Source organism: Enterococcus sp. AZ079 (assembly GCF_050547255.1).
Classification (GTDB): domain Bacteria; phylum Bacillota; class Bacilli; order Lactobacillales; family Enterococcaceae; genus Enterococcus_D; species Enterococcus_D casseliflavus.
The window spans coordinates 2,499,434-2,519,092 of the sequence record NZ_CP172955.1 but is presented as its reverse complement, the minus strand read 5'-3'; the positions used below and the strand labels follow the sequence as shown (position 1 = coordinate 2,519,092).

Below are 19,659 nucleotides of genomic sequence, written 5' to 3'. Positions count from 1 at the left end.
AAAAATTTGGTAAAACTATTTTAGAAAGGAACGCTTTCGTTCTTTTATTGCTCATTGATAACAGAATAGCCCATTTTCTAAATTCTTTTCAGTGATTAAGTAGCAGGCAACTTTTGGCGCCAAGATCTCTTAGATTTGAAGGAGCGATAGATCAAAAGTTGTGACTAAAGCATGGAAACTTTAGGCAAAGAGATAATTGTTGAAGATAATGATACTCACGTAAGCGTCCCGCTGATGAACAGGGGGAGGAGGAGACTCCTGTGTACCTTTTCCAAGGTGGTTTAGAAAATGTTTAAAATAAAAAAAGGAACAGCATAAATGTTTTCGAAATGCTTTCGCACCAACATTTACCTGTTCCGTGGGTTTGGCACCCAATGGGCCATGAAGGACTCGAACCTTCGACACCTTGATTAAGAGTCAAGTGCTCTACCAACTAAGCTAATGGCCCAAAATTTATTACTTTGATATAGTATCACTATTTTAAAATGTTGGCAACAATAATCTATGGTTTTTTTAGGAGGTAAAAATGGATCGAAACATTTATGACGTCATGTTTGAGAACTATAAAGATCTGGTTGGAATAAATGAATTGAGAGAAATGTTAGGAGGGATAGGTAGAAATAAAGCTTATGGGTTACTAAAAGCGAACAAGATAAAACATGTCAAGATAGGCAGCAACTACAAGATTCCTAAAAAGTGTGTGATCGAATACTTACAAGATGCCCAAAATGTGGCAGATGAGCATACGCAGGCTATGGTATAATAAAGGTGTTAGAATTGCGTTTTCCACAGCTTGCTTTTTTCAGTTTTAGGAGGATTTGAATTAAAATTACGAGCGAATATTGTAGAAAAAAGAGGAACTCTCCAAGTTGTTGTAACAATAAAAGATGATTTTGGAAAAACTTCTCAACGATGGAGAGATACCAAACTAAAAAAGAAAGGAAATAAAAAAAGAGCTGAAAGAATAAAAGACCAATTTATATCTGAGATTGAGCAAGAAATTGCTATGAAACAAGAGGATTATCTTGTTTTAAAACAGGAAAGAACCGAAACACCTTTTGTCGATTACCTATATAGTTATCTTGAAACTGCTAAACCACAACTGTCTAAAACGTCTTACTTTAGTTATAAACGTTACATCGATATCAGGATAAAGGATTATTTTGGACCAAGTGGAATTATGTTATCTGATTTAAAACCGGTCCACTTGCAAAGGTTCTATCAAAAAATATTAGACGATGGGTGCACTGGAAATACTGCTCTACACTATCACGCCTTTATTAGAAAAGCTTTACAGGAAGCTTTTATGACAGAACAGATAGATAAAAATATTGCTGACCGTGTACGTAGACCAAAAAAGGACTCCTTCGTGCCAAACTTTTACACAAAGGATGATGTGCTAAAACTACTTCAAATATTCAAAGGTGAGAAGCTCTATCCAATAATTCTATTAACAGTATTTTATGGATTTAGGAGAAGTGAAGTTTTAGGGCTTAAATGGGATGCGATTGATTTTGTGAATAAGACGATTACCATTAAACATGTAGTTTTGGAAAATAAAGAAGACTTAACAACTGTTCTTAAAGAAGACAGAACTAAAAATGCTTCCAGCTATCGTTCTGTTCCTTTAATAGAAACAGTTGAAGAGGAGTTAGTGAAATTAGCTAGGTGGAAGGAAAAAAATAAAAAGCTTTTCGGAGCTGAATATAACTACGAAGACGACGATTACCTCTTTACCATGGAAAATGGCAATATCATAAGACCAGATTTCGTTTCCAAACGATTTGCGAAGGTAATCAAGAGAAACAATATAAAAAGGATACGATTCCACGATTTGAGACACACAACCGCTTCTATAATGATTGGAAATGGTGAGCACATGAAGAAGGTTCAAGAGTGGCTTGGTCATGCCTCTTATACGACAACTGCTAATCTTTACGCACACCTTGATCCAAGCTTTAAATATGCTTCTGCAGAAAATTTAGCTAATACATTTGGATTCAAAAAATAAATAACAAAAAAGACTTGATCAAAATTGAATGGCAAGTCTTTGAACGATTACTATTAAAAAAAAATCTGTCATTTTGTTGGCAAATTGTTGGCAATAAAATGGCTTGAAGATTATCAACTAAGTAAACCTCATTAAAACCTCTACATATCAACTTTTATAAACATACCTCTACATAAGAGGGCAGGTGATTAAGAGTCAGCTGCTCTACCAACTGAGCTAACGGCCCGTACCAAAAGTACTTCATTATCTTAGCACTCCATTGTTGAAAAATCAATCATTCTTTTGAAAAAAATATGCGCTTTTTCAGTTGAGAAACTGGCGTTATCTTAATAAAACACCATTTGTTTCCCAAATTCAAATGATAGGAAATTCTTAAAAGATTGATCAGATTGCTTTAAAAACTAAGAAAACCGTGATAAAATGTATCTAGTTATCAAAACTAGATGATTAGTTTGTGATAATTTAACCTTCTGTTCGTCAAAATGGAGGATAACATGGAAAAATTACAAGCAGACATGAAAAATTGGGGCAATTCATTGCTGAAATTCCACCTGCCGAGATGGGAAGAATTGCCAACGCTGGAACTGTATATGGATCAGGTGATCACATTGATCGATCAATATTTATCGCCGGTGATCCAAACGGAAAAGCATCCGCTATTGACCTCTTCCATGGTCAATAATTATGTCAAAAAAGGGATGATTCCAGCACCAGAGAAGAAACGTTACAATCAAAAGCATCTCGCATTTTTGATTGCGATCACGATGCTCAAGCAAGTGCTGACGATTCCTGAAATAAAGACGGGGATCCTTTTTCAAGGGAAAGTTGTCGGCATCAGAAATGCCTACAATGTATTTTGTGAAGAACAAGAAAAAGCGATCCACCTTGTCGGCAAAGAAGCGATGGGAGAACCCGAACAAATGACGTCGGAACCGATCCCAATTGAATTAGTAGCCATGAAAGGTGCGACGCGTTCCTTTGCCAACAAACTATTGGCAGAAAAAACGATTGAATTAGAAGTCATTTATTTAGAAACACATAAAGGAGAAGCCCATGAATAAAGAGAAAATTGCCCTATTAGTTGATTCAGGTACCGATGTTCCCGCACAGATCATGGAGCAATACGGCATGTATATGCTGCCATTGCAAATAATCTACAAGGATCGGACCTATACCGATAAAGTTGATATTACTGCGGAAGAAATCTACGAGCGCTTGCCGCAAGAGATCCCTAGTACCTCGTTACCTGACGGTGCTGCGATCGGGGAAATCTTTGATCGGATCAAAGGCGATGGGTATGAGAAAGTCTTTGCCGTAACCATCTCCAGCGGATTGAGCGGAACGTTTAACGTCGTTCGCCTGTTGGGTGAACAACGGACGGATCTTGAGGTTTTCGTGCTTGATACGAAAAATATCGGGATCGGTGCAGGGCTGCAAGCGATTCGTGCAGCAGAACTGTTAGAAAAAGGCGTGACTTGGGAAGAACTGCGGGCACAATTAACGAATGAAGTGCCAAAAAACAAAGTCTTTTTCAACGTAGCTACCTTAGAGTATTTACAAAAAGGCGGCCGGATCGGTCTGGTTGCATCTATCTTAGGCAATGCCTTGAAATTGAATCCAATTATCTCTTGTAATGAAGAAGGGATCTACTATACGGTCGCAAAATCTCGTGGACGGAAGAAAAGCTTGGACAAAACCGTTGACTTGATCAAGCAATTCATCGGTGATCATCGCCATGTGCGTTTAGCCGTGGCGCAAGGTGATGCACTGCAAGAAGCCAAAGAGATGAAAGCACGATTAGAAGCCGAATTTCCTAAGGTCAAAGAAATCTTATTTGGACAAATTTCTCCCGCATTAGTCGTCCACACGGGTCCTGGGTTGTTAGGGATCGGTATCCAGCTTTTAGAAGAGTAAAAAAGAAAGGCCCCGTGCCTTTCTTTTTTTGTGCTTTCCTTAAGAATAAGGCCGCGGTTTTTGGGAAAGATGAAAAGCCCGTTTAAATAATGTATAATAAGTAAGAAACCAAAAAAAATTGAGGTGACATTTTTGAAAAAGATCCTAGTCGTGGACGATGAGAAACCAATTTCTGATATCGTCAAATTTAATTTAACCAAAGAAGGATATGAAGTATATACCGCCTATGATGGAGAAGAGGCATTAGAAAAAGTAGCCGAGGTCGATCCTGATCTGATTTTGCTTGATTTGATGCTACCAAAAATGGATGGGTTGGAAGTTGCACGGGAAGTGCGCAAAACCCATGACATGCCGATCATCATGGTCACAGCCAAAGATTCTGAAATCGATAAAGTACTAGGCCTCGAGCTTGGTGCGGACGATTATGTAACCAAACCATTTTCAAACCGGGAATTGGTGGCCCGCGTCAAAGCCAATCTGCGTCGCGGCTCGGCAGCTGCGAAGGAAGCAGACGATAACGCCAACAGCGAATTAACGATTGGTGATTTAACCATTCATCCTGATGCGTACATGGTCACTAAAAATGGTGCAGCCATCGAATTGACGCACCGGGAGTTTGAATTGATGCACTACTTGGCAAAACATCTTGGTCAAGTGATGACCCGGGAGCATTTATTGCAAACGGTTTGGGGCTATGACTACTTTGGTGATGTCCGGACCGTTGACGTGACGGTGCGTCGTTTACGTGAAAAAATCGAAGACAGCCCGAGCCATCCAAATTATTTGGTTACTCGTCGCGGAGTGGGCTATTACTTGCGGAACCCAGAACAGGAATAAGCTATGAAAAATAAAGTTCGCTTTTTTCAATCGGTGAACTTCAAAATCGCCCTGACTTTTATCTTGATCTTATTGATTGCGATCCAGATTATCGGGGCGTATTTTATTCGCGAATTGGAAAGAACAACGGTCGATGCCTTCAAACGCGACATGGAGGCACGTGCCAGCACGTTAGTGGTAACATTAGGCTCTGAATTGAGTCGAATGGATAATGATGACGGTTTAGATTGGGATTCCATGAATGCTTCCTTGAATCGAATCTTAACGAGTACCAACTCATCGGAAATTTTGGAGATGCGGGTGGTGGATGAGCAAGGGATCATTCGTGCAACCACCAATATCAATGATCGTGGCTCGGTGGGAGAAAAAAATGATTACCGTGATTACGATACGAACCGCAGTGAAGTCCTCTATGATGAATCCAGCGGCCAGCGGGTGTTCAATATCGTGCAGTCGATCCAATCTCCGACAGGGGATACCGTTTTAGGAACCCTTTATTTACGGAGCAATCTTGAGTCAAAATACAATGAAGTCAGTACGACTGCGGTCATTTTTGTGACAGCCTCGCTGATTGCGGCAGTGATTTCGATCATTGTGGCACTATTGGTCTCTCGTTCCATCACCCAACCGATCGGAGAGATGCGCGAACAAGCGATTCGCATCGCCAAAGGAGATTATAGCCGCAAGGTCGCGATTCATGGAAAAGATGAATTGGGGCAACTGGCGGAGACCTTTAATCAACTAGGAGAACGAATCGAAGAGACTCAAGAGGCGATGGAATCTGAGCGAAACCGCTTGGACAGCGTCTTGTCTCACATGACAGACGGCGTTGTTGCCACCGATCGACGAGGCAAAGTCATTACCATCAATGAGATGGCGATGTCCTTGTTAAATGTCAGCAACGAAGAAGCGATCGGGCAGTCGATTTTGACGTTATTGGAAATCGATGAAGAATACACGTTACGAAAGCTTTTGGAAAATCCTGAAGACATGCTGTTGGAGCGTCCTAGCAATGATTTGACGGGAACAAATATGATTTTGCGTATCGATTTCTCCATGATTCGTCGGGAGTCTGGCTTTATTTCTGGGTTAGTTGCGGTGATGCACGATGTTACAGAGCAAGAAAAAAATGAACAGGAACGGCGAGAGTTCGTTTCCAACGTTTCTCATGAGTTACGGACACCATTAACGAGTATGCGCAGCTACATCGAAGCGTTGAGTGAGGGTGCTTGGAAAGACCCGGAAATTGCGCCGAACTTTTTGAAAGTGACGTTGGATGAAACGGATCGAATGATTCGGATGATCAATGACTTGTTGAGTCTGTCGCGGATGGATAGCGGCAATTCGCAACTGCAGCTGGAATACATCAACTTCAATGAGATGGTCAATTTCGTGTTGGATCGTTTTGACATGATGGTGACGAATGAAAGCAAAAAATACTTGATTCGTCGGGAGTTCACTAAACGAGAATTGTGGGTGGAAGTCGACACCGATAAAATGATCCAAGTGATCGATAACATCATGAATAATGCCATCAAATATTCGCCAGATGGCGGGATCATTACGGTGAAATTGATGGAGACCCATAACAACATCGTACTTAGCATCAATGACCAAGGACTAGGGATTCCGAAAAAAGATCTCACGAAGATCTTTGATCGTTTTTACCGAGTCGACAAAGCTCGTGCCCGTCAGCAAGGAGGTACTGGCTTAGGATTGGCGATCTCACGAGAAGTCATCAAAGCTCATGGCGGTGCGATTTGGGCGGAAAGTCGAGAAAATCGCGGGTCAACATTTTACATCATGTTGCCGTATGAACCGTATGAGGAGGATTGGTGGGTATGAGAATCTCAGAAAAAATCATTCGTGTAGGCTTGATCGTGATGATCGCCTTGAGTTTTTATTTCTCCTATATGATTTGGCTGAATCCGACTGGGTTCAACAATGCCAGCACGGAAACAGATACCGGCGTCAATCCTTCGGTTCAAACCTACAAACAAAAAAGCGATTTGTTTTTGCCCCTGTATTTGACTTGGAATGACGAGGACGCGATCAAAGAAACCAACTCTGAAGCGGTGATTCGAGAGATCCAAGAGGTGATCAATGAGGCAACGATCAGTGATTTGACGCTGCGGACCTATGGCGAGGAACAAGCTTTTTCAAAAGCCCAAGAAGTCAATCAAGGGGTGTCCTTAAACTACTATACGACGTTTTACTTGAAAGATTATGAGAAAACCTTTGAAAAAGAGCTGTCCTTAGAGGACGAAAGTGAAACAGAGGATTTTCCGTTTTCCCGCATCCAGTTTGACTTTGAAGAAAACACGATCCAATTTGTTGATTTTACCCATCAACGAGTGGTGCGAGGCAAAATCGACTGGGACAAAAGCCAAGTAAAACACTTACTAGCAGACAACCCTCGGGAATGGACGACAATGGTGGCAGATGAAGAACGATCCAGCAAGCAATATTATACGCAGGATTCGATTAAGCTGAAAAAATACAGCTACTATTCTTCGACCCAATCTCAGAGCTTGTTTCGAGAAGCCTTTTTCAGCAATCCTAAAAACGTCAAGATCAATGATGAAAGTGTCGATACCTACTATTATGAAGGTGGGCAAAACATGACGGTCTTGCAAGATCAGCAGCAAGTCAAGTTTGAAACTACCACAGACGGTTCCGATGAAACGGACCTGGCGATGTTGAGTGCGGATTATATTATTCGTTTAGGCAACAATTTTGGGACGATTCGCTATTTTGATCAACAAGACAAGCACTTGGATTATCGGGTCTTCGTTGAAGGCTATCCAGTCTTTAGTACTGGTGGTCAAGGGGTGATCAGTGTGGCTTTTTCAGAAAGTGGTCAGACCGGCAGTCGGGAAATGACGATTTCTGCCAGTTTGAACGCGATTCAAGTGCCGATTCCTTCTGAAACCGAGATTGAATTGCCCTCTAGTTTGTCAGTCAAAAATGAGCTGATTGCGGCAGGGGCTGATCCGGAATTATTGCAACAGATCATCGTTGGCTATCAATGGGGGGAGATCAAAGATGCACCACTCGTTGATTTGACGCCTGCTTGGTATGTCAATTATGACTCGTCTTGGATCAGTTATGATGTATTAATGACAAAATTAGCAGAAACGGAGGAGAATTAATTGGATTTTAAACGAATCGAATGGATTTTTTTCCTCGCTTTTCTTGGTCTGAACGTCTTTTTATTCAATGTTTACAGTGAGGCTCGCAGCGAGCATCAGATGGTTTCACAATCAAACCAAACGATTCCTATCGAACAACGCCTCGAGTCTGAGGACATTCGGTATTCTGGCGAATTATCAGATGAGGTCTTGAGTGGCTATTATTTGAGCGGTGAACAGACGGATTTTGATGTGGAGTTACGAAATCCGCAACTCAATACGCAGTTCAAAAGAGGGTCGACGGTCAAAGGGCAGCAGTTGATCCATGTCTCAACCAATGGCTTTTACATCAGTGATGATTCCCAAACGGAAGAAACCGTCAATGGTTTTTTGCAACGAAAAGATCAAGTCCTGTTTGGGGATGAATATGACTATTTGGAAAACCTCTCTGTCTTGAACGCCAATCATCCGACCGTGGTGGCGGTTCAATCCTATGAAGGCATTCCTTTCAATGACAGCTCAAGTCGAATCGATATCACCTTAGAACAAACGGATGATCTATTGCAGATTGCCCGTTACACGCAAACACATATCTCCAATATTACGCCTCTAAGGGAAAAGATGACGGTTTATTCTGAAAAAGAAGCAGTAAATACGCTTTATCTAAACAACAAGCTGCCGAGTCACTCGAAAATTCTCTGGACGGAATTAGCCTATACGATGATTTTGAAGGTTAGGGAAAAAAATGTGTATATTCCTGCATGGTTTATTGCGTTCCAATTAGATGGCGATGACACCATCCAAATCGAAACGGTCAATGCCTTTAGCAATCGGATCATCACGAATAATGCCGTTCAAAAGGTAGAAAATCCATAAAAAAGCGGGTATAATGGAACTCGTTGAAACAACCAGAGAGGAAGTCACGTAAACCATGATGAAGGATAATGCCTTTCAAGTAAGTATTCTAGCCAGCGGAAGCTCAGGAAATTCGCTCTATATCGAAAGCAATAAAAAGCGGATCTTAGTGGATGCCGGTTTGAGCGGCAAGAAGATCACTTCATTATTGGATGAAGTAGGGCGTAAACCAGAAGATTTGGACGCCATTCTTGTGACCCACGAACATCGAGATCATATCCACGGTGTCGGAGTACTGGCGCGAAAATACAAACTTGATGTCTATGCGAATACAAAAACATGGCAAGCGATGGATCCAATGATCGGTAACGTCGCTGTCGAACAAAAACATATCTTTGAAATGGGAAAAGTGCTGACCTTGGGTGACTTGGACATTGAGAGCTTTGGCGTCTCTCACGATGCTGCAGCGCCGCAATTTTATCGTTTCCATAAAGACGGCAAATCATTCGTGATGTTGACGGATACCGGTTATTGCAGCGATCATGTACGAGGCATTATCAAAGGCGCCGATGCGTACCTTGTGGAAAGCAACCATGACCTAGAAATGCTGCGAATGGGCCCTTACCCATGGAGCCTCAAACAGCGAATTCTTGGAGACCGTGGTCACTTATCGAATGAAGATGGCGCTCTGGTCATGACGGATATCTTGACCGACAATACCAAACGGGTCTATCTTGGTCATTTAAGTAAAGAAAACAACTTGAAAGAGTTGGCGCACTTAACGATGGTCAACACCATGAAAGAACATGATCTAGGTGTTGGAGAAACATTTGAAGTCTATGATACCGATCCTGACAAAGCGACGGAGTTATTTGCAATCTAATCGATCAACAAAGGATAAAATTGTCGGGTGGAGGCAGCAGGTATGTTTGATGAAGAAAAAATCAAGCGTCTGAACGAGCTTGAAATGGCTGTTTATAAGTACATTGTCCAGCATTTTGAAGAGATCGATCAACTGACGATCCGCGAATTGTCAGCTGCATGCCATGTCTCGACCTCGACGATTTTACGATGTATCACGAAATTAGGCTATCGCGGGTATTCAGAGTTAAAGTATGCGATCTGTCAAAAAAAGGAACAAGATGCACGAGCGTTTGATCTTTTCTATGATGCAACGATCCAAGTCAATACATTCTTAAAAAAAGTCAATAATGAAGATTACCGTAAGTTTATCCAGCCAGCGGTAGAACTGATTCTTTCCGCACGCCATGTGGCGTTTTCAGGTATCGGCACAAGTGGCATTCTGGGCACCTATGGCAGCCGCTATTTTGCTAATTTAGGCATCAATGCCTATAGCATCGTCGATCCCTTTTTGCCAGTACCGCCTCGTGGGATGGAAAATACGTTAGCGATCATTTTATCAGTTTCGGGAGAAACCATTCAAATGATCAAGCAAACGGAGGACTTCAAACGGTATGGGGCAAAAGTACTCAGCATCACCAATGATGAAAAATCGACGATCGCCCAAATGGCAGATTACAATATTTCCTACTATATGCCCGTCGTCAGTGGGGGAAAAGAAGTCGATTTGAATCTGACGACGCAAGTCCCGGTGATTACACTGATCGAACTTTTAGCCCATCAAGTCTACAAGCAAATCTAAGTGATCGTAAAAAAACAGCTTCGGCTGTTTTTTTTGTTGGAACATGTTTCATAACTTAGAAAAGCTATAGGCAAGGGGAATATTATCCATTAAGATTTATTTGTAAGCGAATTCACTGGCCAGTGGATGGAATTTTATTTTAGGAGTGATGTGAGATGAACGAATGGATCAATGAGAAATTATTACCCCCAATATTAAAATTTGTCAATACGAAAGCAATCACTGCATTAAGAAACGGTATGCTCTATACGATGCCCTTTTCAATCGTAGGATCGATTTTCCTGCTATTAGCAAACTTTCCCGTCCAGTCGATTGCGGATTGGGTAACGAATAGCGGCTTAGGTGAATACTTCAACCAAGCCTATGGCGCCTCTTTTGCAATTATGGCCTTTTTCGCCGTAATGGGCATCGCCTATTCATATGTAAAAGCAGAAGGTTACGAAGGACTCCCTGCAGGAATGATTGGTTTAGTTATTTTCTTATTAACTATGGAGTCAAGTGTGACGGATGCTGAAGCAAATGTGACCATCGCAAATGTCATTGATAAGACGTGGACCGGTGGACAAGGAATGATCAGTGCCATCTTAGTGGGACTTTTTGTGGGTTGGGGCTATACGTGGTTCTTGAAACGCGACATCCGAATCAAACTGCCAGAGCAAGTACCCACCAATGTCGCAAACTCATTTACAGCATTGATTCCAGCCGCTGTTTTGACGACCATCGCATTAGGCATTTATATTTTCTTTGATAAAGTTTTTCAAACAACCGTGGTCGAATGGATCTACACCGTGATTCAAAGTCCGATGCAAGGGGTGACGGATTCCCTTGGTGGTGCAATGATGTTAGGCTTCTTAGTGCCATTCTTGTGGTTCTTTGGGGTTCACGGTTCGACGATCGTGGGCGGGATCATGGGACCAATTTTACAAGCCAATTCACTAGCCAATACGGCTATTCTTGAATCTGGTAAAGCATTGACATTAGAAAATGGCGGACACATCGTGACCCAGCAGTTTTTGGATCAATTTATGACGGTAACTGGCGCAGGAATGACGATTGGGATCGTGCTATACATGGTGGCTTTTGCCCGTTCGGCGCAGTTCAAACAATTAGGACGTCTTTCCTTGATCCCGGCATTCTTTAATATCAATGAACCAATTATTTTTGCGACACCGATCGTCATGAACCCAATCATGGTATTACCATTTATTTTGACACCGATGGTTTCAGGCGTGATCACGTATTTTGCACTTTATACCAGTATCGTACCGCTATTTACTGCTGTGCAAGTTCCCTGGACGACTCCGCCGATCATTTCAGGTTTTCTAGTAGGTGGCATTCGGACCGCTATTTTACAATTTGTTGTTTTAGCAATCGGCTTCTTTATTTACTATCCTTTCATTCGTAAGGTCGATAGTTTGAACTATAAACAAGAAACAGAGATCGTTTAATACCAAGGAAGCAGGTTGAATAGAAATGAATAAACTAAGAAGCGATTTTTTATGGGGTGGCGCAGTCGCTGCTCACCAATTGGAAGGCGGCTATCGTGCGGGTGGAAAAGGCGTGAGTGTCGCTGATGTCATGACTGTCGGAGGCAACGGAATTCCTCGCCGAATCACGGAAGGGATCCAACCGGGCGAAAGCTATCCCAATCATGAAGCGATCGATTTTTATCATCGGTATCCTGAAGACATCAAGCTTTTTGCCGAATTAGGGTTGAAGTGCTTCCGAACATCGATTGCCTGGACCCGTATTTTTCCAAAGGGGGATGAGCGCGAGCCGAATGAGGAAGGCCTGGCCTTTTATGATCAATTATTCGATGAGTGTTTACGCTATGGCATTGAGCCAGTCATTACCCTGTCTCACTTTGAAATGCCTTATCATTTAGTGACCGAATACGGAGGTTGGCGTAACCGTAAGTTGATCGATTTGTTTGTCCGCTTTGCAGAAGTTTGTTTTACGCGCTATCAAAAGAAAGTGAAGTATTGGATGACCTTCAATGAAATCAATAATCAAGCAAACTATAAAGAAGATTTTGCGCCATTTACCAATTCTGGTCTGTTCTTTACGGAAGGAGAAGACCGAGAAAAAGTCATGTACCAAGCAGCTCATTACGAGCTCGTTGCCAGTGCAAAAGCGGTGGCGCTAGGACATGCGATCAATCCTGCGTTTCAAATCGGATCGATGATCGCGATGTGCCCAATCTATCCGTATTCTTGCGATCCCAAAGACATGATGGCAGCCGCGGTGGCCATGCAACGGCGCTATTGGTTTTCAGATGTTCATGCCCGTGGGCACTATCCGAGTTATATGCGCAGCTATTTTGAAAGAAAACAATTTGATTTAGATATCACCCCTGAAGATGAAGCAGCTTTGGCAAAAGGTTGTGTTGACTACATTGGTTTTAGCTACTATATGTCTTTTGCGATCAAAGGCAAGGAGAATGATCCAACCTATGACTATGATGAGAGCCAAGATCTGGTGGACAATCCTTATGTCGATGCTTCTGAATGGGGCTGGCAGATTGATCCCGTAGGCTTGCGCTATGCCATGAACTGGTTTAACGAACGCTACGAATTGCCGCTTTTCATTGTAGAAAATGGCTTTGGTGCGGTGGATACGGTGGAAGAGGATGGACAGATTCACGATGACTACCGTATTGACTACCTAAAAGCCCATATCGAAATGATGAAAGAAGCAGTAGCTTATGATGGCGTCGACTTATTAGGTTATACACCGTGGGGCATCATTGACTTGGTTTCTGCGGGGACAGGGGAAATGAAGAAACGCTATGGTGTGATCTATGTGGACAAAGACAATGAAGGAAATGGAACCCTTGCTCGTCGGAAGAAAGATTCATTTGCATGGTATCAGCAAGTGATTGCGTCCAATGGCACGAAGGTCTAAAGAAAAAAACGTTACGCAAAATTTCTGCGTAGCGTTTTTTCTTTAGGGCATTTGGATATAGCCGTAATGAAGCAATAACTGAATAATAATAACTAAAGTGTTCATTCCCACATGGGTGATCATGGAAGTCCAAATACTGCCGGTCAAAGCATAAAGCCCGGAAAAGAACAGTCCTAAGAAAATATAGACTAAGAGATGATTGTCATTGTGGGCAAAGGCAAAGGCTACGGCGCTGACCACTACACCAACCCAAACATTGCTGTATTTCCCAATGATGCCAACTAAGGCTCTGCGGAAGACAAATTCCTCCATAATTGGCCCACCGACCATTGCTGCGAGAGCAAAGAGTGGGTTTTGCACCACGATGGCAATGATGTTTTCGGTATTTTGCGAAGCGCTGACTTCTCCGAAAAAGGATTCGATAAAGATGGCTAGATTTTGCAACAAAATCGCTGCGACAATGCCGGTTAGCCCGTAAATAAGAATCGCTGAGACTTTGGTTTTTTTGTGTTCAAACGATAGCGGTTCTGTTTGTTTGAAATACAAGAAAAACATGATCGCTGCACCAGCTAAGTAACCGATCGTTGTTGCTGCTACTTGATGTCCGCTAGGGACGAAGGCGATCGGTAGAAAAAAGACGATGCCGTAAGTAAGAATCGTGGACAAAGAATATTTTGATAAAGACATAGTTGTTTCCTCACACTCCTTTGCTTCATTATAGACTAGGTTGCTTCTAGAAACAAAAAATCCTACTATATTTATCAATCAATTAGAAATGCAAAAAAAAATTTAGCAAAAGGCTTGCAAAAATTTGGGAAAATGAGTAATATTGAAACTGTAAGTTAGCACTCGATACAAGAGAGTGCTAATGCTAAATTCTATAACATTCATTGGAGGGATTTATCGTGTTAAGACCATTAGGTGATCGTGTGATTATCGAAGTCGCAAAAGAAGAAGAAAAAACTGTAGGCGGAATCGTGCTTGCATCAGCAGCAAAAGAAAAACCACAAACGGGTACCGTTATTGCAGTCGGCGAAGGACGCACGCTCGAAAACGGTGAAAAAGCTCCTGTTGCTGTCAACGTTGGCGAACAAGTAATGTTCGAAAAATACGCTGGCACAGAAGTGAAATATGAAGGAACAGAATATTTGATCGTTGCTGCAAAAGATATCATTGCAGTAGTAGAATAAGAAAAATAAAAAATACTTGAGGTGATGAAATCATGGCAAAAGAAATCAAATTTGCAGAAGACGCACGCGCTGCAATGCTTCGTGGGGTAGATAAATTAGCAGATACAGTAAAAGTAACCTTAGGCCCTAAAGGTCGTAACGTGGTTTTAGAAAAATCTTACGGTTCACCATTGATCACAAATGACGGTGTAACGATCGCGAAAGAAATCGAATTAGAAGATCATTTTGAAAACATGGGCGCAAAACTTGTTTCTGAAGTCGCTTCAAAAACAAACGATATCGCTGGTGACGGAACAACGACTGCTACGTTATTGACACAAGCAATCGTACGTGAAGGATTGAAAAATGTCACCGCTGGTGCGAACCCATTAGGTATTCGTCGTGGGATCGAAATGGCAACAAAAGTGGCTGTAGAAGAGCTACACAACATTTCATCAATCGTTGATTCAAAAGAAGCAATCGCACAAGTTGGTGCTGTTTCTTCTGGTAGTGAAAAAGTTGGTCAATACATCGCTGATGCAATGGAAAAAGTCGGCAATGACGGTGTTATCACTATTGAAGAATCAAAAGGGATCGAAACAGAATTAGATGTTGTGGAAGGAATGCAATTTGATCGTGGTTACTTATCACAATACATGGTAACTGACAACGATAAAATGGAAGCAGCGTTAGAAAATCCATACATCTTGATCACTGACAAAAAAATCTCTAACATCCAAGATATCTTGCCATTGTTAGAACAAATCTTACAACAATCAAAACCATTATTGATCATCGCTGATGACGTTGATGGCGAAGCATTACCAACACTTGTATTGAACAAAATCCGTGGAACATTCAATGTTGTTGCAGTGAAAGCACCAGGATTTGGTGACCGTCGTAAAGCAATGCTAGAAGACATTGCGATCTTAACTGGTGGTACAGTGATCACTGAAGACTTAGGTCTTGAGCTGAAAGATGCAACCATCGATAACTTAGGTCAAGCAAGCAAAGTGGTTGTGGATAAAGACAACACAACAATCGTTGAAGGTGCTGGTGAAAAAGAAGCAATTGACGCACGCGTTCAATTGATCAAAAACCAAATCGCTGATACAACTTCTGACTTTGACCGTGAAAAACTACAAGAACGCTTAGCAAAACTTGCTGGTGGGGTTGCTGTGATCAAAGTTGGGGCACCAACTGAAACTGAATTGAAAGAATTGAAATTACGTATTGAAGATGCATTGAATGCAACACGTGCCGCTGTTGAAGAAGGCATGGTCTCAGGTGGGGGAACTGCCTTAGTGAATGTCATCAACAAAGTTGCAGAAATCGAAACAGATGGCGATGCAGCAACAGGTGTCAAAATCGTTTTACGTGCCTTAGAAGAACCAGTTCGTCAAATTGCTGAAAATGCAGGCTACGAAGGTTCAGTGATCATCGACAAATTGAAAAACGCTGACTTAGGCGTTGGTTTCAATGCAGCAACTGGCGAATGGGTAAACATGCTAGAAGCTGGGATCGTTGACCCAACAAAAGTGACGCGTTCTGCATTACAAAACGCAGCTTCTGTTGCCGCATTATTGTTAACAACTGAAGCAGTCGTTGCCGACAAACCAGAACCAGCAGCGCCAGCAGCTCCTGCAATGGACCCGTCAATGGGTATGGGCGGCATGATGTAAGCAAGCCTTGAGAACTCCTCTTTTGAGGGGTTCTTTTTTTGTGCGATCTAAAAATACTTCAACACAGAAAAAGACAAAAAACCTTTCTTCTTAGTATTCTAAGCACCAAAGAATTGGTTCATTGCTTGAATAAAAGGAGAAAGGATTGGTAGATATAAGCTATCTATTTGTCTTGTAAAGGCAGCGAGTTTTGTAAGGAACGTCAATCACAACCGTTCCCAAAATCCCTGCGCAAAACCAGTAATAAATTCGTAGAGAGCCGGCAGTATCACCGAAATACATAAGACGACAAAGACCATTTTCTGAACAGCAGTTAATTGTTGGAGGAAATGGTTTTTTGTGAACAATAAATACGCGATACAGATAACGGCAAGCAGCTGCAATAGATCAAATAAAATGGACAAGAAAATCACCTTTTCTGATTAGATTGAAAGGACGATAGAATGATGGATTCTCTCAACATAGAGCAAAGCGTTGAATGATATGGTTCTGAGAAAGCGTGAAGATCAACGTTTATAAAGAAACGGTATTTCGACGCCAAAGAATGCGAAGATCCCGCTTAAAAGAAAGTAAGTCAATAAGCCTAGATAAAAAAGGACTTTCCAATTCAATTTCTTTTTCATTCGATCCACTCCTTTTGTGTATCATAGCATAAAAAAACGATAATATAAATAAATAATCCAAAGATGCAAATTTGCATTTTTTAGCAAGTGTAAGCTCTCTCAAGCTACATTTTCGCTATCTTGAAAAACCTGAGCTAAAATAGAATTAGGAACAAAATCATGGCTCACTTTGATTTTTAAATGAACAACGAGTCGAAAGAAGGAGACATTTCTTTGAAAAAACCATGGATAAAACGCAAAAAGAAACAAAACGAAAATGAATTATTAACGGAACAGTCCGTTCAAGTCGAGCAAAGTCAAATGGGAGAAGAGTTGCAAGAAGAAGCGGAGTTTACTTCTTTTTTTGCGGATGTCATGAAGCGAATGCCGAAAAAATCGGCTGCCCTGGTGATGAAAGGCTATGACGGATCAAAAGCCCAGGCGGAAAAAGTGTTAGCGAAAAGCAAGGATCAATTTGATCAGGTATTTGAGGAGTTTTTGGTTGGCGTAGATGATGAAACGCGAAAAAAAGCCCACCGCACGATCCATGCGGCTTCTTTGACGGCGGCGATCATCGGCTGTTCACCGATTCCCTTTTCAGATGCAGTGTTACTTGTGCCAGTTCAAATGACGATGATGGCCCGTTTGTATCGTATTTTTGGGCGAACATGGCGTGAAGGGTTAGCGAAAAGCATTTCGAAAGAGCTAGTCGTTGTGAGTTTTGGTCGCAGTGCCGTTGGCAATATCTTGAAATTTGTCCCAGCAGTCGGCACCGTTGCTGGAGCTGCAATCAATGCCAGTGTGGCTAGCGGTATTACCGAAGCATTAGGCTGGGTGACGGTCAAGATGCTGAATGATGGGGAAGATGTGTTTGAGCAAGTGATGTCCTTTAAAGGCCAATTTCACACGCTGTTCAATGCGTTGAAAGTTGGCAAGAAATCTAAGTGAGACAAACAGAAGAAGAACAAAGCAGGTCCAGACGACTTGCTTTTGTTGCTTCTTTTTCTTCACAGCAAATAAAAAAAATTTAAGGAGTGAGTAAAATGAAACAACGAGTGACACGGGAAGAAGTCAAAGAACGGTTGGTCACCGATGCGTATTTTCAAAAAGGTCGTTCCGCTTTAAAGACCCGCCAAACGATTTTGACGATTCTTGCTTGGCTGATGGTCTTGGTTCCCTTTGTCTGGCTGGCCATTCCGTTGACGCTGCCGAATCTGGCGGATCGGATCGCCTTTCGGACCTATTTAGAAGAAGCAGTCACTTTCGAATTTCTAGCGTTATTTTTAGGCATTTCTTTTTTGATTTTAGTTCTTACGTTTACTTTATTAACTTTGAGGAACAACCGCCGCTTCAAACGATTGCTTCAAAAGCAATCGATGCATGATGAAGCTGCCTTGGAAAAACGCAAAGAGTTGCTAGAAGCATTTTACGAAGAACGCTTCGGGACGAAAGAAGAACGCCACGGGGCAAAATACTACGCAGTTGCACCGGAGCAAAACATCGGAGAAACGGAGATTCAAGAACTTTTCCGTAGAAATGGGGTGGGCTGATGGTTGTCAATTTTGATACTGGGTTCCCATGGTTGGATACATTTTTAACAGTCGTTTTGATGATTCTCTTCACGTATCCAATTTTAGGTGGCTTTGCTTGGTTCATCGGGGTGATCTGCAATCGTTTTTTGTTCCGTTATCGACAATTAGAGTGGATACCGATCCCCGAAGAGATCGAGCCGATGATCACGATTATGGTACCAGCTCACAATGAAGAAATCGTTATTGAAGACACGATTCATTATTTAATGAACAATCTGAACTACAGCAATTATGAGGTGTTGGTGACTGATGATGGCTCAACGGATCAAACTCCTGTGATACTAGACCGATTGATGGAACAGTACCCAAATCTAAGAGTGTTGCGCATCGAAAAAAACCAAGGAAAAGCCCATGCCTTTAATATTGGGGTAGGGTTTGCCAAAGGGGAATTGATCTTGAGCAACGATGCAGATACGGTTCCTGAACCTGATGCGTTATGGAAATATGTCAATTATTTCATTCGCCAAGACTCCATCAATATCTCTGCCATTACGGCGAATATGGATGTTCAAAATCGCACAACGATCGTAGGGAAATCACAAACCGTTGAATTTTCAAGTATCGTAGGGATTATCAAACGGACCCAGCAAGCCGTTTTCGGCGTCATCTATGCCTATAGCGGTGCCAATACGATGTATCGCCGCGCGGCATTGATGGACGTGGGTCTGTTTCGACAAAATCGAGCCACAGAAGACATCAGTATTGCCTGGGACCACCAATTCCGAGGTTGGCTGTCTTTATTTGCTTCACGAGTGATGTTTTTCATGGAGGTGCCAGAAACACTCAAGATGCTCTACCGACAACGGAAACGCTGGGCGAAGGGCGGTACAGAAGTATGGCTGACCAACTTTAAAAAGGTCTTTTTGCATCCTTTTGAAAACATTGGTCGAACCGCTATGTTTGTCGATCAAACATTAAGTATCATATGGTCATTCTTTTTCTGGCTTTCATCTGCCTTGTTTGTCTTCTATCTGATCTATTATGGTGCAACTGGGAATTACGAACGGATCTATCATATGTTTACGATGGCCTTTCTCTTCGTTTGTCTCGAGATGATTGCGGGGGTGATGCAGCTATTTACCAGCCTCCTGGCGGATGATAACCGCAGCAAGCTGAAGTATTTCCGTTTTGCCCCTTTTTACATGCTGTTTTACTGGATGATCAATGCCATAACGATCGTCACTACCTTTATTCCAGCCGTCAAGACTATCCTTGGCTACGGTAGCGGCGTTTGGGTCAGCCCTGAGCGAACGGCGAAAAAAACCGAAGAATCTTAACGAATTCACCTTCCCTGGACAA

General features: G+C 42.1%; 19 protein-coding genes and 1 tRNA gene. 17 read left to right on the top strand and 3 right to left on the bottom strand.

The features are described from left to right. Positions 1-375: 375 nt before the first annotated feature. A tRNA-Lys gene (locus IGJ15_RS11960) sits at positions 376-448 on the bottom strand. A 78-nt stretch (positions 449-526) separates the two neighbouring features. Here IGJ15_RS11960 and IGJ15_RS11955 point away from each other — a divergent pair. From IGJ15_RS11955 to IGJ15_RS11900, 12 genes are all read left to right on the top strand, one after another. After that, a complete protein-coding gene (locus tag IGJ15_RS11955) occupies positions 527-763 on the top strand; it encodes a helix-turn-helix domain-containing protein (RefSeq protein WP_010747603.1) in 237 nt (78 codons plus the stop codon). A 30-nt stretch (positions 764-793) separates the two neighbouring features. Continuing rightward, positions 794-2,011, top strand: a complete 1,218-nt coding sequence (locus tag IGJ15_RS11950; protein WP_086332098.1) for a tyrosine-type recombinase/integrase — start codon at positions 794-796, stop codon at positions 2,009-2,011. 494 nt (positions 2,012-2,505) lie between these two features. Continuing rightward, positions 2,506-3,072, top strand: a complete 567-nt coding sequence (locus IGJ15_RS11945) for a DUF1836 domain-containing protein (protein WP_010747605.1) — start codon at positions 2,506-2,508, stop codon at positions 3,070-3,072. After that, positions 3,065-3,925, top strand: coding sequence for a DegV family protein (locus IGJ15_RS11940; RefSeq protein WP_010747606.1), 861 nt, complete (start codon positions 3,065-3,067; stop codon positions 3,923-3,925). Before IGJ15_RS11945 ends, IGJ15_RS11940 begins: the two co-directional genes overlap by 8 nt. Before the next feature lie 132 nt (positions 3,926-4,057). Beyond that, positions 4,058-4,762 (top strand): response regulator YycF, encoded by a 705-nt coding sequence (gene yycF / locus IGJ15_RS11935; RefSeq protein ID WP_010747607.1) that lies wholly within the window; start codon positions 4,058-4,060, stop codon positions 4,760-4,762. Between the two features lie 3 nt (positions 4,763-4,765). Further along, a complete protein-coding gene (gene walK / locus IGJ15_RS11930; protein WP_005225283.1) occupies positions 4,766-6,607 on the top strand; it encodes a cell wall metabolism sensor histidine kinase WalK in 1,842 nt (613 codons plus the stop codon). Further along, positions 6,604-7,914: a YycH family regulatory protein gene (locus IGJ15_RS11925; RefSeq protein ID WP_010747608.1), complete on the top strand. Its 1,311-nt coding sequence runs from the start codon at positions 6,604-6,606 to the stop codon at positions 7,912-7,914. The genes walK and IGJ15_RS11925 overlap by 4 nt, the downstream gene beginning before the upstream one ends. Further along, complete coding sequence (locus IGJ15_RS11920) at positions 7,915-8,769, top strand: two-component system regulatory protein YycI (RefSeq protein WP_005225285.1); 855 nt, start codon at positions 7,915-7,917, stop codon at positions 8,767-8,769. Positions 8,770-8,824: 55 nt separating this feature from the next. Continuing rightward, a complete protein-coding gene (locus IGJ15_RS11915) occupies positions 8,825-9,631 on the top strand; it encodes an MBL fold metallo-hydrolase (protein ID WP_010747609.1) in 807 nt (268 codons plus the stop codon). 42 nt (positions 9,632-9,673) lie between these two features. Further along, a complete protein-coding gene (locus tag IGJ15_RS11910; RefSeq protein ID WP_010747610.1) occupies positions 9,674-10,411 on the top strand; it encodes a MurR/RpiR family transcriptional regulator in 738 nt (245 codons plus the stop codon). Positions 10,412-10,566: 155 nt separating this feature from the next. Then, a complete protein-coding gene (locus IGJ15_RS11905) occupies positions 10,567-11,859 on the top strand; it encodes a PTS sugar transporter subunit IIC (RefSeq protein WP_010747611.1) in 1,293 nt (430 codons plus the stop codon). Between the two features lie 25 nt (positions 11,860-11,884). Then, a complete protein-coding gene (locus tag IGJ15_RS11900; RefSeq protein WP_010747612.1) occupies positions 11,885-13,315 on the top strand; it encodes a 6-phospho-beta-glucosidase in 1,431 nt (476 codons plus the stop codon). 42 nt (positions 13,316-13,357) lie between these two features. On the opposite strand, the gene IGJ15_RS11895 is transcribed toward IGJ15_RS11900, so the two are convergent. After that, the gene (locus tag IGJ15_RS11895) at positions 13,358-14,002 is read right to left on the bottom strand and encodes a CPBP family intramembrane glutamic endopeptidase (RefSeq protein ID WP_005225290.1); all 645 of its coding nucleotides are present in this window, start codon (positions 14,000-14,002) and stop codon (positions 13,358-13,360) included. 218 nt (positions 14,003-14,220) lie between these two features. Between IGJ15_RS11895 and groES the strand changes: the two genes are divergently transcribed. Together groES and groL are read left to right on the top strand one after the other, a co-directional pair. Beyond that, positions 14,221-14,505 (top strand): co-chaperone GroES, encoded by a 285-nt coding sequence (gene groES / locus IGJ15_RS11890; protein WP_005225291.1) that lies wholly within the window; start codon positions 14,221-14,223, stop codon positions 14,503-14,505. A gap of 32 nt (positions 14,506-14,537) precedes the next feature. Beyond that, the gene (groL, locus tag IGJ15_RS11885) at positions 14,538-16,166 is read left to right on the top strand and encodes a chaperonin GroEL (protein ID WP_005237384.1); all 1,629 of its coding nucleotides are present in this window, start codon (positions 14,538-14,540) and stop codon (positions 16,164-16,166) included. A gap of 206 nt (positions 16,167-16,372) precedes the next feature. Here the strand turns inward: groL and IGJ15_RS11880 are convergent, their stop codons facing one another. Next, positions 16,373-16,579: a hypothetical protein gene (locus IGJ15_RS11880; RefSeq protein ID WP_231435116.1), complete on the bottom strand. Its 207-nt coding sequence runs from the start codon at positions 16,577-16,579 to the stop codon at positions 16,373-16,375. 390 nt (positions 16,580-16,969) lie between these two features. Between IGJ15_RS11880 and IGJ15_RS11875 the strand changes: the two genes are divergently transcribed. From IGJ15_RS11875 to IGJ15_RS11865, 3 genes are all read left to right on the top strand, one after another. Beyond that, positions 16,970-17,716, top strand: a complete 747-nt coding sequence (locus tag IGJ15_RS11875) for a YcjF family protein (protein ID WP_034695380.1) — start codon at positions 16,970-16,972, stop codon at positions 17,714-17,716. A gap of 95 nt (positions 17,717-17,811) precedes the next feature. After that, a complete protein-coding gene (locus IGJ15_RS11870) occupies positions 17,812-18,318 on the top strand; it encodes a hypothetical protein (RefSeq protein WP_010747614.1) in 507 nt (168 codons plus the stop codon). Beyond that, a complete protein-coding gene (locus IGJ15_RS11865; RefSeq protein WP_231435115.1) occupies positions 18,318-19,637 on the top strand; it encodes a glycosyltransferase family 2 protein in 1,320 nt (439 codons plus the stop codon). The genes IGJ15_RS11870 and IGJ15_RS11865 overlap by 1 nt, the downstream gene beginning before the upstream one ends. Positions 19,638-19,659 lie beyond the last annotated feature (22 nt).

Coding starts and splice junctions, on each gene's coding strand:
- IGJ15_RS11955 (WP_010747603.1), top strand. CDS start 527: ATGGATCGAAACATTTATGACGTCATGTTTGAGAACTATAAAGATCTG.
- IGJ15_RS11945 (WP_010747605.1), top strand. CDS start 2,506: ATGGAAAAATTACAAGCAGACATGAAAAATTGGGGCAATTCATTGCTG.
- IGJ15_RS11940 (WP_010747606.1), top strand. CDS start 3,065: ATGAATAAAGAGAAAATTGCCCTATTAGTTGATTCAGGTACCGATGTT.
- walK (WP_005225283.1), top strand. CDS start 4,766: ATGAAAAATAAAGTTCGCTTTTTTCAATCGGTGAACTTCAAAATCGCC.
- IGJ15_RS11925 (WP_010747608.1), top strand. CDS start 6,604: ATGAGAATCTCAGAAAAAATCATTCGTGTAGGCTTGATCGTGATGATC.
- IGJ15_RS11915 (WP_010747609.1), top strand. CDS start 8,825: ATGATGAAGGATAATGCCTTTCAAGTAAGTATTCTAGCCAGCGGAAGC.
- IGJ15_RS11910 (WP_010747610.1), top strand. CDS start 9,674: ATGTTTGATGAAGAAAAAATCAAGCGTCTGAACGAGCTTGAAATGGCT.
- IGJ15_RS11905 (WP_010747611.1), top strand. CDS start 10,567: ATGAACGAATGGATCAATGAGAAATTATTACCCCCAATATTAAAATTT.
- IGJ15_RS11900 (WP_010747612.1), top strand. CDS start 11,885: ATGAATAAACTAAGAAGCGATTTTTTATGGGGTGGCGCAGTCGCTGCT.
- IGJ15_RS11895 (WP_005225290.1), bottom strand. CDS start 14,002: ATGTCTTTATCAAAATATTCTTTGTCCACGATTCTTACTTACGGCATC.
- groL (WP_005237384.1), top strand. CDS start 14,538: ATGGCAAAAGAAATCAAATTTGCAGAAGACGCACGCGCTGCAATGCTT.
- IGJ15_RS11875 (WP_034695380.1), top strand. CDS start 16,970: ATGAACAACGAGTCGAAAGAAGGAGACATTTCTTTGAAAAAACCATGG.
- IGJ15_RS11870 (WP_010747614.1), top strand. CDS start 17,812: ATGAAACAACGAGTGACACGGGAAGAAGTCAAAGAACGGTTGGTCACC.
- IGJ15_RS11865 (WP_231435115.1), top strand. CDS start 18,318: ATGGTTGTCAATTTTGATACTGGGTTCCCATGGTTGGATACATTTTTA.